Origin of the sequence: Massilia sp. UYP11, from assembly GCF_050434805.1 — a bacterium.
In the GTDB taxonomy this organism is placed as follows: Bacteria; Pseudomonadota; Gammaproteobacteria; order Burkholderiales; family Burkholderiaceae_D; genus Telluria.
Map to the genome: position 1 here is coordinate 216,763 of NZ_JBNDJE010000001.1, position 15,877 is coordinate 232,639.

At 67.4% G+C, this 15,877-nt stretch carries 15 protein-coding genes and 1 tRNA gene; 14 read left to right on the plus strand and 2 right to left on the minus strand.

Annotated features, from left to right (window positions below):
* Nucleotides 1–12 precede the first annotated feature (12 nt).
* The 9 genes from ABIB38_RS00930 to ABIB38_RS00970 all read left to right on the plus strand — a co-directional run bounded on the left by ABIB38_RS00930 (nucleotide 13) and on the right by ABIB38_RS00970 (nucleotide 10,918).
* Nucleotides 13–1,620 (plus strand): carboxyl transferase domain-containing protein, encoded by a 1,608-nt coding sequence (locus tag ABIB38_RS00930; RefSeq protein WP_429200951.1) that lies wholly within the window; start codon nucleotides 13–15, stop codon nucleotides 1,618–1,620.
* Nucleotides 1,621–1,630: 10 nt separating this feature from the next.
* Nucleotides 1,631–2,422 carry an enoyl-CoA hydratase/isomerase family protein gene (locus tag ABIB38_RS00935; protein ID WP_429200953.1) on the plus strand — a complete coding sequence of 264 codons (792 nt, stop codon included), beginning with the start codon at nucleotides 1,631–1,633 and terminating at the stop codon, nucleotides 2,420–2,422.
* Nucleotides 2,423–2,450: 28 nt separating this feature from the next.
* Nucleotides 2,451–3,791, plus strand: a complete 1,341-nt coding sequence (gene bioA, locus ABIB38_RS00940; RefSeq protein ID WP_429200955.1) for an adenosylmethionine--8-amino-7-oxononanoate transaminase — start codon at nucleotides 2,451–2,453, stop codon at nucleotides 3,789–3,791.
* 4 nt (nucleotides 3,792–3,795) lie between these two features.
* Complete coding sequence (gene bioF / locus ABIB38_RS00945) at nucleotides 3,796–4,983, plus strand: 8-amino-7-oxononanoate synthase (RefSeq protein ID WP_429200957.1); 1,188 nt, start codon at nucleotides 3,796–3,798, stop codon at nucleotides 4,981–4,983.
* The gene (bioD, locus tag ABIB38_RS00950) at nucleotides 4,980–5,837 is read left to right on the plus strand and encodes a dethiobiotin synthase (protein ID WP_429200959.1); all 858 of its coding nucleotides are present in this window, start codon (nucleotides 4,980–4,982) and stop codon (nucleotides 5,835–5,837) included. The genes bioF and bioD overlap by 4 nt, the downstream gene beginning before the upstream one ends.
* A gap of 19 nt (nucleotides 5,838–5,856) precedes the next feature.
* Complete coding sequence (bioB, locus tag ABIB38_RS00955; RefSeq protein WP_429201779.1) at nucleotides 5,857–6,882, plus strand: biotin synthase BioB; 1,026 nt, start codon at nucleotides 5,857–5,859, stop codon at nucleotides 6,880–6,882.
* Nucleotides 6,883–6,986: 104 nt separating this feature from the next.
* Complete coding sequence (locus ABIB38_RS00960; RefSeq protein ID WP_429200960.1) at nucleotides 6,987–9,011, plus strand: acetyl/propionyl/methylcrotonyl-CoA carboxylase subunit alpha; 2,025 nt, start codon at nucleotides 6,987–6,989, stop codon at nucleotides 9,009–9,011.
* Between the two features lie 43 nt (nucleotides 9,012–9,054).
* Entirely contained in the window at nucleotides 9,055–9,984 is a 930-nt protein-coding gene (locus tag ABIB38_RS00965) for a 2-hydroxyacid dehydrogenase (protein WP_429200962.1), read from the plus strand.
* A 1-nt stretch (nucleotide 9,985) separates the two neighbouring features.
* A complete protein-coding gene (locus tag ABIB38_RS00970; protein WP_429200964.1) occupies nucleotides 9,986–10,918 on the plus strand; it encodes a hydroxymethylglutaryl-CoA lyase in 933 nt (310 codons plus the stop codon).
* 134 nt (nucleotides 10,919–11,052) lie between these two features.
* Here ABIB38_RS00970 and ABIB38_RS00975 read toward each other — a convergent pair.
* Nucleotides 11,053–11,129: transfer RNA gene (locus ABIB38_RS00975), tRNA-Pro, on the minus strand.
* A 99-nt stretch (nucleotides 11,130–11,228) separates the two neighbouring features.
* Here ABIB38_RS00975 and ABIB38_RS00980 point away from each other — a divergent pair.
* Nucleotides 11,229–11,861: a hypothetical protein gene (locus ABIB38_RS00980; RefSeq protein ID WP_429200966.1), complete on the plus strand. Its 633-nt coding sequence runs from the start codon at nucleotides 11,229–11,231 to the stop codon at nucleotides 11,859–11,861.
* Between the two features lie 4 nt (nucleotides 11,862–11,865).
* Here the strand turns inward: ABIB38_RS00980 and rsmI are convergent, their stop codons facing one another.
* Nucleotides 11,866–12,771, minus strand: a complete 906-nt coding sequence (gene rsmI / locus ABIB38_RS00985) for a 16S rRNA (cytidine(1402)-2'-O)-methyltransferase (RefSeq protein ID WP_429200968.1) — start codon at nucleotides 12,769–12,771, stop codon at nucleotides 11,866–11,868.
* Nucleotides 12,772–12,871: 100 nt separating this feature from the next.
* Here rsmI and ABIB38_RS00990 point away from each other — a divergent pair, with 100 nt between their 5' ends.
* From ABIB38_RS00990 to ABIB38_RS01005, 4 genes are read left to right on the plus strand one after another with little or no spacing between them, the layout of a single operon-like run.
* Nucleotides 12,872–14,167, plus strand: a complete 1,296-nt coding sequence (locus tag ABIB38_RS00990; protein WP_429200970.1) for a penicillin-binding protein activator — start codon at nucleotides 12,872–12,874, stop codon at nucleotides 14,165–14,167.
* 1 nt (nucleotide 14,168) lies between these two features.
* Complete coding sequence (locus ABIB38_RS00995; RefSeq protein ID WP_429200972.1) at nucleotides 14,169–14,528, plus strand: YraN family protein; 360 nt, start codon at nucleotides 14,169–14,171, stop codon at nucleotides 14,526–14,528.
* A 56-nt stretch (nucleotides 14,529–14,584) separates the two neighbouring features.
* On the plus strand, nucleotides 14,585–15,181 hold the full coding sequence (locus tag ABIB38_RS01000; protein ID WP_429200974.1) for a phosphoheptose isomerase: 597 nt from the start codon (nucleotides 14,585–14,587) through the stop codon (nucleotides 15,179–15,181).
* Nucleotides 15,174–15,818, plus strand: coding sequence for a BON domain-containing protein (locus tag ABIB38_RS01005; protein ID WP_429200976.1), 645 nt, complete (start codon nucleotides 15,174–15,176; stop codon nucleotides 15,816–15,818). Before ABIB38_RS01000 ends, ABIB38_RS01005 begins: the two co-directional genes overlap by 8 nt.
* The last annotated feature ends 59 nt before the right edge of the window (nucleotides 15,819–15,877 follow it).

Below are 15,877 nucleotides of genomic sequence, written 5' to 3' on the forward strand. Positions count from 1 at the left end.
AGAGGACGGCACATGCCCCAGATCGAGAGCAAACTGAACCCGCGCGGCGAGGACTTCAAGACCAATGCCGCGGCAATGCAGGCGATGGTGGACGACTTGCGCGCGCGCGTCGCACAGATGTCGCAGGGCGGCGGTGCGGAGGCTTGCGCCCGTCATCTGGCGCGCGGCAAGCTGCTGCCGCGCGAGCGCGTCGAACACCTGCTCGATCCGGGCACGCCCTTCCTTGAATTCTCCCAGCTGGCCGCCTATGAAATGTATGACGGCGCCGCCCCCAGCGCCGGCATCATCACCGGCATCGGCCGCGTATCGGGCCAGGAGTGCGTGATCGTCTGTAACGACGCCACCGTCAAGGGCGGCACCTATTATCCGATGACGGTGAAAAAACACCTGCGCGCGCAGGAGATCGCGGAGCAGAACAACCTGCCCTGCATCTACCTGGTCGACTCGGGCGGCGCCAACCTGCCGAACCAGGACGATGTGTTCCCCGACCGCGACCACTTCGGCCGCATCTTCTACAACCAGGCGAATCTCTCCGCCAAGGGCATCCCGCAGATCGCCGTGGTGATGGGCTCGTGCACCGCCGGCGGCGCCTATGTGCCGGCGATGAGCGACGAGTCGATCATCGTCAAGGAGCAAGGCACGATCTTCCTCGGCGGCCCGCCGTTGGTGAAAGCCGCGACCGGCGAAGTGGTCAGCGCCGAAGACCTGGGCGGCGGCGACGTCCACACCCGCCTGTCGGGCGTGGCCGACCACCTGGCCCAGAACGATACGCACGCGCTGGCGCTGGCGCGCACCATCGTGTCGAACCTGAACCGGGTCAAACCGGTGCAAGGCGCGCTACGCCCATCGTGCGAGCCTCGCTATGCGCCGGAAGAACTGTATGGCGTGATCCCGGTCGATACCCGCAAGCCGTTCGACGTGCGCGAAGTGATCGCGCGCGTGGTCGACGGCAGCGAGTTCGACGAGTTCAAGGCCCGCTATGGCACCACGCTGGTGTGCGGCTTCGCCCACATCTACGGCATGAAGGTCGGCATCGTCGCCAACAATGGCATCCTGTTCTCGGAGTCGGCGCTCAAGGGCGCCCACTTCATCGAGCTGTGCTGCCAGCGCAAGATCCCGCTCGTGTTCCTGCAGAACATCACCGGCTTCATGGTCGGCCGCAAGTACGAAAACGAAGGCATCGCCCGCAACGGCGCCAAGATGGTCACTGCGGTGGCCACCGCCTCGGTGCCGAAGTTCACCGTCATCATCGGCGGCTCCTTCGGCGCAGGCAACTACGGCATGTGCGGCCGCGCGTTCTCGCCGCGCTTGCTGTGGATGTGGCCGAACGCGCGCATCTCGGTGATGGGTGGCGACCAGGCGGCATCGGTCCTGGCCACGGTCAAGCGCGATGGGCTGGAAGCGAAAGGCGGCCAGTGGTCGCTGGACGAAGAAGCCGCGTTCAAGCAGCCGATCAAGGACCAGTACGAGCACCAGGGCCACCCTTATTACGCCAGCGCGCGCCTGTGGGACGACGGCGTGATCGACCCGGTCGACACGCGCATGGTGCTGGGCCTGGGCCTGTCGGCAGCGATGAACAAGCCGATCGAGGACACGAAGTTCGGCGTGTTCCGCATGTAAGGAGAACAGCATGGATTACCAGACCCTCGCCATCGCGATCGCCGGCAAGGTGGCCACCGTCACCCTGAACCGCCCCGAGCTGCGCAACGCCTTCAACGAGCACACGATCGCCGAACTGGCGCTGGCCTTCGATGCGCTGGGCCGGAACGACATGGTGCGCGCCATCGTGCTGGCTGCGAATGGTCCGGCCTTCTGCGCCGGCGCCGACCTGAACTGGATGAAGAAGATGGCCGCTTACTCGCATGAAGAAAACCAGGAAGACGCTCTGCGCCTGGCCGACATGCTGCGCACCATCTACCTGTGCCCGAAGCCCACCGTGGCCAGGGTGCAGGGCGACTGCTACGCCGGCGGCATGGGCCTGGTGGCCGCCTGCGACATCGTCGTCGCCGTCGACACCGCCGGTTTTTGCCTGTCCGAAGTGAAGCTCGGCCTGATTCCGGCTACCATCTCGCCTTACGTGATCAAGGCCATGGGCGAGCAGGCCGCGCGCCGCTACTTTTTGACCGCCGAGCGTTTCGATGCGCCTGAAGCGCGCCGCATCGGTTTCGTGCATGAAGTGGTGGCCGCCGACGCGCTCGACGCGACGGTCGCCGGCATCGCCCGCGCCCTGGTCGACAACAGCCCGAACGCCGTGAGGCAAGCCAAGACGCTGGTGCGCGACATCGTCGGCAAACCAGTCGACGATGCGCTGCTGCTGGATACCGCCGGCCGCATCGCCGCCATCCGCGCCTCATTGGAAGGACGGGAAGGCGTGGCTTCCTTCCTTGAAAAACGCAAGCCGGCATGGCTGCGCTTTGACTAGATACTTATAGATATATTGGAATCCTGAAGTGACTCAATCGACCTCCTCCGAGTGGATCGCGCGCAGCCTGCGCAGCGTATGGCATCCCTGCACCCAGATGCAGCACCACGAGGAGGTGCCGCTGATCGCGGTCAGCCACGGCAAGGGTCCGTGGCTCTATGACTATGACGGCAAGCGCTACCTGGACGGCATCAGCTCGTGGTGGGTGAACATGTTCGGCCACGCGAACCCGCGCATCAACGCCGCGCTGAAGGACCAGCTGGACAAGCTCGAACACGCGATGCTGGCCGGTTTCACGCATGCGCCGGTGGTCGAGCTGGCCGAACGCCTCTCGAGGCTCACCGGCCACGCGCTGGGCCACGCCACCTTCGCCTCGGACGGGGCCTCCGCGGTCGAGATCGCGATGAAGATGAGCTTCCACGCCTGGCGCAACGCCGGGCGGTCGGACAAGCAGGAATTCGTCTGCCTGCAGGGCAGCTATCACGGCGAGACCATCGGCGCGCTGTCGGTCACCGACGTTGCGCTGTTCAAGGATGCCTATGGCCCGCTGCTGCGTGCCTCCCACGTGGTAAGCGCGCCGGACGCGCGCAACGCGAGAGAAGGCGAAACGGCCCAGGACGTGGCGCGCCGCGCGATCCTGGAGGTAAAGGAACTGTTCGAGCAGCGTGGCGACAGGATCGCCGCCATCATCGTCGAGCCGCTGGTGCAGTGCGCGACCGGCATGGCGATGTACGACCCGCTCTACCTCAAGTTGTTGCGCGACCTGTGCGACCAGCACCACGTGCACCTGATCGCCGACGAGATCGCAGTCGGCTGCGGGCGCACCGGCACCTTCTTCGCCTGCGAACAGGCGTCGATCTGGCCGGACTTCATGTGCCTGTCGAAAGGCATCAGCGGCGGCTACCTGCCGCTGTCGCTGGTGCTCACCCGCGACGACATCTACCAGGCCTTCTACAGCGAAGACATCACGCGCGGCTTCCTTCACTCGCATTCGTATACCGGCAATCCGCTGGCCTGCCGCGCGGCGCTGGCCACGCTCGACATCTTCGAACAGGACGATGTCTTGAACCGCAATCGCGAGCTGGCGACCAGGATGACGGCCGCGCTGGCGCCGCTGGCCGAGCATGCGCGCACGCGCCACTTCCGCCAGCGCGGCATGATCTTCGCGTTCGACGCCATCGAACCGGACAAGGATCGCGCCTCGACCTTCTCGCGCCGCTTCTTCTCCACCGCGGTCGAGAACGAGCTGCTGCTGCGCCCGATCGGCCGCACCGTCTACCTGATGCCGCCCTACGTGCTGGACGACGAGGAGGTCGCCGGCCTGGCCGCGCGCACCCTCAAGACCTTCGAGTCGGTGATCGCGGGTTGATGCCATGGATTTAATCGCCACTATCGACCGCAAGCTCGACGCCCTCGCCGCCCACAGCCTGGTGCGCAGGCGCCGCGTGACCGACGGCGCCTGCGCGCCGCGCCAGATCGTCGATGGCCGCGAACTGCTGGCCTTCTGCAGCAACGACTACCTCGGCCTGGCGTCGCACCCGCTGGTGGTCGAAGCGCTGCGCGCAGGCGCCACTTTGTATGGCGCCGGCAGCGGCGCCTCGCACCTGGTGTCGGGCCACGGCCGCGCCCACCACGTGCTGGAAGAGCGCCTGGCCGAGTGGATGGCGCCGCACCTGGAACAGGCGCGCGCGCTCACGCTGTGCACTGGCTACATGGCCAACCTGGCGATCCTGACCGCGCTGGGGCTGGACGCCGACGCGATGATCTTTTCCGAGGAGCTGAACCACGCCTCGCTGATCGACGGCGCGCGCCTGGCCAAGGCCGGCGTCGCGGTCTACCCGCACGGCGACGTCGACGCGCTCGAAGCGCGGCTCGCGGCCAGCAGCGCCGCCACGAAAATCGTCGTCACCGACAGCGTCTTCAGCATGGACGGCAACCTGGCCCCGCTGCCGGCGCTGCTGGCCGCATGCGAGCGTCACGGCGCCTGGCTGGTGGTCGACGACGCCCACGGCTTCGGCGTGCTGGGGAACAACGGCCGCGGCGCGCTCGAACACTTTGGCCTCTGCTCGCCCAATCTGGTGTACATGGGCACGCTCGGCAAGGCGGCCGGCGTCGGCGGCGCCTTCGTCGCCGCGCACGCCAGCGTCATCGAATTGCTGGTGCAGCGCGCCCGTCCCTACATCTACACCACGGCCTGCCCGCCGGCCCTCGCGCACGCCCTGCTCGCCAGCCTTGATATCATTGGCGGCGCCGAAGGAAAAACACGACGCGCCCACCTGGCGGGATTGGTCAAGCAATTGCGCGAATCGCTGGATTTCCAGCGTTGGACACTGGCGGCATCGACCACCGCGATCCAGCCCGTCGTCATCGGCAGCAACGACGCTGCGCTGCGCGCCTCCGCCGCCCTGCATGAACAGGGCCTGTGGGTGCCGGCGATCCGCCCGCCGACCGTGGCGCCGGGCACGGCGCGCCTGCGCGTGACCCTGTCGGCCGCCCACGGCATCGACGACGTCGCGCAACTGGCGCAGGCGCTCAACAGACTGGAAAAGGCCGCACCATGAACAACCCGAACGATCCGAACAACCTGAACGACCATGACGACCCGATCGCCGCGCCGGCGGTCGCGCCCTCGCCCATGATGCCGCAGGCCGAGTTCGACGAGCCGGCCCTGGAGCCGGAACTCGAGGCGCGCGCCATCGACGGCCTGCCCTCGCGCTTCGCCTGCTTCGTCACCGGCACCGACACCGAGATCGGCAAGACCCTGGTCTCGAGCGCCATCCTGCACAAGCTCGCCGCCAGCGGCGTGCGCGCCTGCGGCATGAAGCCGGTGGCGGCCGGCGCCGAACTGCGCGATGGCGAACTGCACAACGACGACGCCGACATGCTGTCGGGCGCCGGCAACGTGCACCTGCCGGTGTCGATCACCACGCCGTACATGCTGCGCGAACCGGCGGCGCCGCACATCGCCGCCGCGCTGGAAAACGTCACCATCGAATCGGCGCCGATCATCGCCGCCTTCGCCGAGATCCAGGCCGCGTCCGATGCGGTGGTAGTCGAGGGCGTGGGGGGCTTTCGGGTGCCGTTCAACGACACCTTCGACAGCGCCGACCTCGCCGCGCAGCTGAACCTGCCGGTGATCCTGGTGGTCGGCATGCGCCTGGGCTGCATCAGCCACGCCCTGCTCACGGTCGAGGCGATCGTGGCGCGCGGCCTGGTGCTGGCCGGCTGGGTCGCCAACACGGTCGATCCCGATATGAGCTTCGAGCAAGAGAACATCAAGGCGCTGGCACAGCGCATCCCGGCGCCGCTGCTGGGTCATGTGCCGCGCCTGCAAACACCGACGGCCGCCGCGGCGGCCGAATTCATCGATCTCGCTGGACTGCCGGGATGGCCGTCCACGCGAGGCAAGTCCTGAAGGAACCACCATGTCCGATATGAATACCATCGCCCTGCACCGCCCTGCGGCCGCCATCAAACCTGCTGAAAACGCCACCTGGCCGCTGGCCGATGTGCTGGCGCTGTTCGAGCTGCCGTTTCCCGAACTGATGCACCGCGCCTCGACGCTGCACCGCGAACACTTCCCCGACGGCGACGTCGAACTGGCGACCCTGCTGTCGATCAAGACCGGCGGCTGCGAGGAAGACTGCGGCTACTGCCCGCAGGCGGCGCGCTACGACACCGGCGTCGAAGCCAAGAAGCTCCTCGACATCGACACCGTGCTCGACGCGGCGCGCGCGGCCAAGGCCAGCGGCGCGACCCGCTTCTGCATGGGCGCCGCCTGGCGCAGCCCGAAGGAGCGCGACATGGAAAAGGTCGAGACCATGGTGCGCGAAGTGAAGGCGCTGGGCATGGAGACCTGCGCCACCCTGGGGATGCTCGAAGCCGGCCAGGCCGAACAGCTGAAAAAAGCGGGCCTGGACTACTACAACCACAATATCGATACCGCGCCCGACTTCTACAACAACGTCATTTCGACCCGCGAATACCAGGACCGCCTGGACACGCTGGGCCGCGTGCGCGAAGCGGGCCTGAAGGTCTGCTGCGGCGGCATCGTCGGCATGGGCGAGACGCGCGAGCAGCGCGCCGGCCTGATCGCCCAGCTGGCCAACCTGAATCCGTATCCGGAATCGGTGCCGGTCAACCACCTGGTGCAGGTGGCAGGCACGCCGCTGCACGGCCTGGACAAGCTGGACCCGATCGAATTCGTGCGCACCATCGCGGTCGCGCGCATCACCATGCCGCAAGCGCGCGTGCGCCTGTCGGCGGGCCGCCGCGAGCTGGGCGAAGCGGTGCAGGCGATGTGCTTCATGGCCGGCGCCAACTCGATCTTCTACGGCGACAAGCTGCTCACCACCGACAATCCGGAAGCCGACGACGACCGCGTGCTGCTGGCCAAGCTGGGTCTCAAGACGCGCGCCGCCATGCTCGATTCGGTGCAGAAGGAAGCCTGCGGGTGTTAAGAAAACTTAGGTTCCCGCTTACGCGGGAATGACGTTTCTGCGGCCGGGGAGACACGGCCGCGCGCACGACTCGTCCGAACAACCATAAGCGAAAGATAAAGCGCATGTTCACCAAGATCCTCATCGCCAACCGGGGCGAAATCGCCTGCCGTGTCGCCGCCACCGCGCGCCGCATGGGTATTCGTACCGTCGCCGTGTATTCGGAAGCCGACGCCGGCGCCAAGCACGTCGCGGTGTGCGATGAGGCGGTCCTGATTGGCCCTGCGGCCGCCAGGGACAGCTATCTTCGTGGCAGCAAGATCATCGAGGTGGCCAGGGCCACCGGCGCCCAGGCGATCCATCCGGGCTACGGCTTCCTGTCAGAGAATGCGGAGTTCGCGGATGCGGTGCAGGCCGCCGGACTGGTGTTCATCGGCCCGCCGGCGTCCTCGATGCGCGCGATGGGTTCGAAGTCGGCCGCCAAGCAGCTGATGGAGGGCGCCAACGTGCCGCTGGTGCCGGGCTACCACGGCGACGAGCAGGACCCTGGTTTTCTCCGCCAGCAGGCCGACCGCATCGGTTACCCGGTGCTGCTCAAGGCCAGCGCCGGCGGCGGCGGCAAGGGCATGCGCGTGGTCGAGCGTTCGGAGGATTTCGAGGCCGCGCTGGCCTCGTGCCAGCGCGAAGCGATCAGTTCGTTCGGCGACGCCAAGGTGCTGGTCGAGAAGTACCTGATCCGCCCGCGCCACATCGAGATCCAGGTCTTCGCCGACCGCCTGGGCGCGTGCGTCTACCTGCACGAGCGCGACTGCTCGGTGCAGCGCCGCCACCAGAAGGTGCTGGAAGAAGCGCCCGCGCCGAACATGCCGGCGGACCGCCGCGCGGCCATGGGCGAAGCGGCGGTCAATGCCGCGCGCGCGGTCGGCTACGTCGGCGCCGGCACGGTGGAATTCATCGCCAACCAGGACGGTTCGTTCTACTTCATGGAGATGAACACCCGCCTGCAGGTCGAGCATCCGGTGACCGAGATGATCACCGGGACCGATCTGGTCGAATGGCAGTTGCGCGTCGCCTTTGGCGAGCCGCTGCCGAAGAAACAGCATGAACTCGGCATCCACGGCCACGCGATCGAGGCGCGCGTGTATGCCGAAAACCCCGACAAGGGCTTCCTGCCGTCGATCGGCACCCTGCGCCACATGGACGTGCCGCGCGCGGTGGCGTTCGAGCTCGGCGCGGATGGCGTGGCCGGGGCGACGACGCCGGCCGCCGTGCGCGTCGACTCCGGCGTGCGCGAGGGCGATGCGATTTCGCCATTCTACGATCCGATGATCGCCAAGCTGATCGTCTGGGGCGCGGACCGCACGCAGGCGCTGGCGCGCATGTCGCAGGCGCTGGGCGAGTTCCGCATCGTCGGCCTGGCCACCAATATCGCCTTCCTGAAACGCCTGGTCGACGGCGAAGCCTTCTCGCGCGCCGACCTGGATACGGGTTTGATCGAACGCAATCAATCCACCTTATTCCCGCCGCCGGCGCCGGCGCCGCTGGGCGCCCTGGCCCTGGCCGCGCTTGCGCTCGTCAATGGCGAGACCGCGCACGGCGCCGCCAACGACGCCGATCCATGGAGCCAGGCCCGTGGCTGGCGCATGAACGGCGACTACCGCCGCGTGCTTTCCTTTAACGATGAGCACGGCGATTACCGTGTCGGTCTGACCTATCGCAATAGTGGATGGGAGATTGACCTTGATAAGCAACATCAGCGCATCGAATTAGTGTCGCAGAACGATGCCGAGCTGGCGCTGCGGCTGGGCGAAACCGCCGTGCATGGCGCCGTGCGCCGCGATGGCGACACATTCCATGTGTTTAGCGGTGGCCACCATCACACGCTGACGTACAATGACCCGATGGCACATGCTGGCGAGACTGAATCTGCCGGAGGCCGCCTGACGGCGCCGATGCCGGGCAAGGTGGTCGCGGTACTGGCCCAGTCCGGCGAGACCGTGGCGAAGGGCGAGCCGCTGGTGATCATGGAAGCGATGAAGATGGAACACACGATTTCCGCGCCGAGCGACGGCCTGGTGGAAGAAGTGCTGTACCAGGTCGGCGACCAGGTGGCGGATGGCGCGCCGCTGCTGGCCTTCAAGGCGGCGTAAGCGAACATACAAGAACCACCCTGACAAAAAACGAGGGGGAGACATGCGCATTGTCCTGTACCGGGGCGATGGCGTCATCGAGCCATGGGAACGCGAGTTCTCGGCCGTGATGCCAGGCGTCGAGACGGTCACCTGGAAGGAGGGCCAGCTACTGCCTCCTTGCGATTACGCGGTATTGTGGAACCCGGCGCCCGGCCTGCTGGCGCAGCTCGGCGAGGTCAAGGCGATCTTCCTGATGGGCGCCGGCGTCGACGCCGTGCTCAAGTTCGGCGACGCGCTGCCGCGCGTGCCGCTGGTGCGCCTGGGCGACGCCGGCATGGGCGTGCAGATGGCCGAGTACGTGGCGCACGCCGTGCTGCGCTATTTCCGCCGCTTCGACGAATACGAACAGCAGGCCCGGCACGGCGCCTGGAATGCGCTGCCCCAGCATCCGAAAGAGTCGTTCACGATCGGCGTCATGGGACTGGGCAAGCTCGGCATGCCAGTGGTCGCGGCGATGCGCCATTTCGGCTTCCCGGTGCGCGGCTGGAGCCGCAGCCCGAAGGACATCCCCGGCGTGCCGACCTATGCCGGCATGGAGGGGCTTGACGACTTCCTGCATGGCACGCGGGTGCTGGTCTGCCTGCTGCCGCTCACCGCGGAGACGACCAACCTGCTCGACCGCCACCGGCTGGGCAAGCTGGCGCCCGGCGCCTACCTGATCAACGTCTCGCGCGGCGCCATCCTGGCCGAGCCGGACCTGATGACGCTGATCCGCTCGGGCCACATCGCCGGCGCCACGCTCGACGTGTTCCGCCACGAGCCGCTGCCGGCCCCGCATCCGTTCTGGAACGAGCCGCGCATCGCCCTCACCCCGCACATCTCGGCGCTCACCATGCGCACGGATGCCGTGCGCCAGATCGCCGCCAAGATCGGCGCCCTGGAAGACGGCCAACCGGTCGACGACCTGGTCGACCGCCAACGTGGATACTGACATGAACCAACAACCCGCCGCCTTGCCCACCTTACCCGCCAAGGTCAAGATCGTCGAAGTCGGCCCGCGCGACGGCCTGCAGAACGAGAAGGAAGCGCTGAGCGCCGACGTGAAAGTGGAACTGGTCGAGCGCCTGGCGCGCGCCGGCTTCGTCAACGTGGAAGCGGCCGCCTTCGTCTCGCCGAAATGGGTGCCGCAGATGGCGACCAGCGCCGAGGTGCTGGCGCGCATCGAGCGCCGTCCCGGGACCGTCTATTCGGCGCTGGTGCCGAACATGCAGGGCTTCGAGGCCGCCCTTGCCGGCGGCGCCGACGAGGTGGTCGTGTTCAGCGCGGCCTCCGAGGCCTTCTCGCAAAAGAACATCAACTGCTCGATCGCCCAGTCGATCGCCCGCTTCGAACCGGTGGCGCGCGCGGCGCAGCAATACGGCCTGCGCCTGCGCGGATCGATCAGCACGGCCTTCGGCTGCCCCTACCAGGGCGAGGTGCCGCTCGACGCCGTCGGCGACGTGGTGGCGCGCATGCGCGACCTGGGCTGCATCGAAATCGACATCGCCGACACCATCGGCGTCTCGACCGCGCGCAAGACGCAGGCCGTGATGCTGCGCGCGGCGCAGGAATTCCCGATCGCCCAGCTGGCAGGACACTTCCACGACACCTACGGCCAGGCGCTGGCCAACATCTATGCGGCGATGGAGGTCGGGGTGGCGATCTTCCACTCCTCGGTGGCCGGCCTGGGCGGCTGCCCGTATGCCAAGGGCGCGACCGGCAACGTGGCGACCGAGGACGTGCTGTACCTGATGCAGGGGCTGGGCATCGAGACCGGCATCGATCTCGACCAGGTGGTCGACGCCGGCCTGTTCATCTCGCAGCAACTGGGCCGCAAGAGCATCAGCCGCGCCGGCAACGCGATCGCGGCCAGGCGCGCCGGATAATTTTTCGCGCTCGGCGCGACCATCGTCACCACGCAGGGTGGACGGCTTTGCCGTCCACGCGCGGATCGCCAGCGCCAGCCAACGCCACAACGAAAAAAGCCGACAACTCGCGTTGTCGGCTTTTTTCTTGATACTGGTCGGAGTACAAGGATTCGAACCTTGGACCCCCTGGTCCCAAACCAGGTGCGCTACCGGGCTGCGCTACACTCCGAAGAAGCGAGATCATAGCGGTTTCGCGTGACCCGGTCAAGTTTTCGTTGCAAAATAGTGAGTTGGTAGTTTTCTAAAGTTAAGTTGAGGTAGGTATGTCATGCATATGGCTCTGAGCTACGGCGATCCTGCCAGCCTGCGTCACGGCAATCGCCGCGTCGTCGTCGGCATAGTGGTATCGATCGCGGTGCATGCATTGTTCCTGCTGGCGTACCGGCATACGACCTTCCGGACGATGGAGTCCGGGCCGGCCGAGCCGACGGTGCTCTCGGTCTGGATCGCCCCGCCGGCCCCGCCACCGCCACCGCCACCGCCAGCGCCACCGCCACCGCCGGAGCCGGACATCGTTCGTCCCCCTGCGCCGGCCCCGAACGCCACCGCACCGCGCACCACCCGACCGGCGCCGCCGCAAGCCGTGATCGCGGTCCCGGACAGCGCAAGCGCCGCACCCGATCCATTCGTCGTGCAACAGGAAGAAGCCGCGGAACCGGCGCCGAAGTTCGACATGAACGCCGCGCGCGCGGTGGCGCGCGCGAATGCCCACCTGCGCGATCCGTCGAAGGAAGGCACGGCGCTGGCGCAATTTCCCGAGCCGGCGCTGCAGACCGAATCCAAGCTGGCGCGCGGCATCCGCGCAGCCAAGCGGCCCGATTGCAAGGACGGCCTTCCGGGCGGGCTGCTGGCGCCGATTTATTTATTGATGGAGAAAAAGGATTCGGGGTGCAAGTGGTGACCCGTCATCCGCCCTTGATCTGCAGCGCGCGCTCGTACAGCGCATTCTTCTTGCGGCCCGTGATCTGCGCCGCCAGGTTGGCCGCCTGCTTCACGCTGCACTCGCTCAACAGGATCTGCAGCACGCGCTCGGCTTCGACGTCCTCGGCGTCGGTGGCGTCGACGGCGCCGGCCACCAGCACCACGAATTCGCCGCGCTCGCGGTGCTGGTCGGCCGCGATCCAGGCCAGCGCATCCTTCAGTTCACAGCGGTGCACTTCCTCGAACATCTTGCTCAGCTCGCGGGCAAACACCACCTGCCGGGTCGGCTCGAACGCCGCCGCCAGCGCCTCGACGCAATCATTGATGCGGTGCGGCGCCTCATAGAACACCAGGGTCGAGGTCTCGCGCGCCAGCGCGGCCAGCGCCGCCTCGCGGCCCTTGGCCTTGGCCGGCAGGAAGCCGACGAAGTGGAAGCGGTCGTTGACCAGGCCGCTGGCCGACAGCGCCGCGATCGCGGCCGAGGGGCCGGGCAGCGGCACCACGTTCAGGCCGGCACTACGCACCGCATCGACGATGCGCGCGCCAGGGTCGGACACGCCCGGCGTGCCGGCGTCGGACACCAGCGCCACGCGCTGGCCGGCGCGCAGGCGCTCGACGATCTTGTCGGCCACTTCGCGCTCGTTGTGCTGGTGTGCGGCGATGGTCGGCTGGGACAGGCCGAAGCGCTGCAGCAGCGCGCCGGTCTTGCGCGTATCCTCGCAGGCGACCACGTCGGCCAATGCCAGCAGGTGCAGCGCACGCAGGGTGATGTCGGTGACGTTGCCGATCGGAGTAGCCACGACATACAGCGTTGCGGTAGGATAGGACTGCTGGGCCGCCTCGCCCATGACGGGAAGTCGGGCGATGTCGATGGTCTGCTGATCTGTCATAAGGGTTCCGATGCTGAAGAAAAAAAATCTACCGGGCTTGCTCGCGGCCGCCGTACTTACCTCAGTTGCCACATTGCTCGCTGGCTGCGGCAGTACGCCATTGCCTCCCGATACCGGTTGCGGCATGCCGGGCGGCGCGTGCGGTCCCGCGACGCCGGTGACGAATGCGCCGCCGCCGGCGCCAGCTTACACGCCGCCGCCGCGTCCTGAAAGTGGCGTACAGACCAATCCGGTCGAACTGCCGCCGAGCGCCGACGGCAGCCCGCGCGCGGCAGCGCCGTCGTCGGTGCCATTCTCGGCGCCCTACAGCGGCCCGGCCGTGCGCGTGGCGCTGTTGCTGCCGCTCGATTCGGCGGCGCTGGCCCAGCCGGCCGAAGCGGTGCGCGCCGGCTTCATGGCCGCCCACGAACGGCAACCCGAAGGCGTCACCGTCAACCTGGTGCCCACCGGCGACTCGTCGCCGGCCGCGCTCGACGCCTATCGCGGCGCAGCCGGGCAGAACGATATCGTGGTCGGTCCGCTGGCGCGTTCCGCCGTGGCGGCCCTGGCCACCAGCGGCGCGGTCAACAAGCCGACCATCGCCCTGAACCACCCGCAAATCAATGCCCCGCTGCCGCGCCAGATGCTGGTGATCGGCCTGTCGCTCGAAGACGAAGCGCGCCAGGTGGCCGAGTGGGCCGCCGCCGAGCAGCCGGCCGGCCAGGCCCTGGTGCTCACCGGCCGCGCCGCCTGGCAGCAACGCCTGTCGGGCGCCTTCAGCCAGCGCTGGGCCGAACTGGGCCGCATGCACGCCACGGTCGAGCTGCCGGCCGAAGGCGGCTACGTCGACGGCAATGCGCTGGCCGAGCTGCGCGCCCGCTTGTCCGCCGAACCGCCGCAGCTGGTCTACGCCGCGCTCGACGCCAACGGCCTGCGCCAGGTACGCAGCGCGATCGGCACCTCGCTGCCGACCTATGGCGCCGCCTCCGTCAATCCCGGCCTCGACTTGTCCAGCGTACCGTCCGAACTGGTCGGCGTGCGCTTCCTCGACCTGCCCTGGACGGTGCAGCCCGACCATCCGGCGGTCGCCGGCTATCCGCGCTGGAACGGCGCCAGCCAGGGTCTCGACCCGCAGCGCCTGTACGCGCTCGGCATCGACGCCTACCGCATCGCGCGCGAGCTGGCGCAGCGCCCCACCGGTTCGTTCGAGCTCGACGGCGCCACCGGCCGCCTGTCGGTGAACATGGGGCAACCCGGTGGACCGAACCAGCGCGCCTTCCGCCGCGTCGAGACCGGCGTCGTGGTGCGCGACAACGCCCCGCTTGACAACATCCTCACCGACGATGCCGGCGGCAACAGTGTCCCGCCACCGCGCCGCGTGTTCGAACCGGTCGCGACCGGCCTGACCGGCCAATGAGATGTGGCCCCTGCGCCTGTCCCGACGCCAGGCCCAGGGCCGGGAATGGGAACGCACCGCCCGCGATTACCTGAAGCGCCATGCACTGTCCCCGGTCGAGGAAAATTTTCGCTGCAAGGGCGGCGAGATCGACCTGATCATGCGCGATGGCGCAACCCTGGTGTTCGTCGAGGTGCGCCAGCGCGCCGACCGCGAGCACGGCGGCGCCGCCGCCAGCATCACCCCTGCCAAGATGCGCCGCCTGGTCTGTGCGGCGCAAGTCTACCTATTGCGTTATCCCGTCACTCCTCCCTGCCGTTTCGACCTGGTCGCCATCGATAGCGGGCAGATTGAATGGTTGCGGAACATCATTGAAGTGTAAGCAATTTTTACTACGCTTGCTCAGGTGGGGTTGCCGCTGCACTATAATCCTCGGCTATGAATACTCAACGCATCCTCGCTCACTTCCAGGAGAGCGCCGACCTGAAGATGAAGTCGGCCGCCACCCTGGCTCCTTCCATTTCGGCGGCAGTAGAACTCATGTTCAGCGCCCTTTCCAACGGCAACAAGATCCTGGCCTGCGGCAACGGCGGTTCGGCCGCCGACTGCCAGCACTTCGCGGCCGAGCTGGTCGGCCGTTTCGAGCGCGAGCGCTTTCCGCTGCCGGCGATCGCCCTGACCACCGACACCTCGATCCTGACCGCGGTCGGCAACGACTACAGCTTCCGGGAGATCTTCTCGAAGCAGGTGCAGGCATTCGGCCAGGCGGGCGACATCCTGCTGGCGATTTCGACCTCGGGCAACTCGTCCAACGTGCTGGCCGCGGTCGAGGCGGCCCTGGAGCGCGAAATGCGCATCGTGGCCTTTACCGGCAAGGACGGCGGCCAACTGGCCAAGCTGCTGACCGACGCCGACGTGCACATCAACGTCCCGCATGCACGCACCGCGCGCATCCAGGAAGTTCACCTGTGCGCCATTCACTGCATCTGCGACGGCATCGACGTCGCGCTGTTCGGAGGAGACGAGAATGCGTAACACCCGCCGGCCCATGGCCGCGCTGCTGACCAAGATTATCCTGGGCACCACCCTGGCCGCTTCGCTGTCGGGCTGCTTCGGCCTCATCGTCGGCGCCGGCGTGGCCGGCGCCATGTCCACGGTCGACCGCCGCACGCTGGGCGCCCAGACCGAGGACAAGTCGATCACGGTCAAGGCCGAGCTGGAAATGCGCAAAATCACGGGCGGCGCCGGCAACGTCAACGTCACCAGCTTCAACCGCCGCGTGCTGCTCACCGGCGAAGTGCGCGACGAAGCGATGAAGCAGGCGGCCGAACGCGAAGTGCGCGCGATCGCCAACGTGGTCTCGGTCATCAACGAGCTGGCGGTTTCCGGTTCGTCGAGCTATACCTCGCGTTCGAACGACGCCCTGATCACCACCAAGGTCAAGACCAGCCTGGTCGACATGAAGACCGTGTCGGCAATCTCGTTCAAGGTCACCACCGAACGCGGCGTGGTCTACCTGATGGGCCTCGTCACGCCACGCGAAGGCAATATCGCCGCCGATGTCGCCAAGGGCGTCTCGGGCGTGACCCGCGTGGTGAAGATCTTTGAATACATCAATGAAGAGGATCCGCGCGTACGGCAGAACAGCCCGGCGCAGGTTTCGCTGAACTGACCACGGGCTTTACCGGCCCTGGGCAAGCGGCAGGACTATAATGGTCCTGCCGTTTTTTT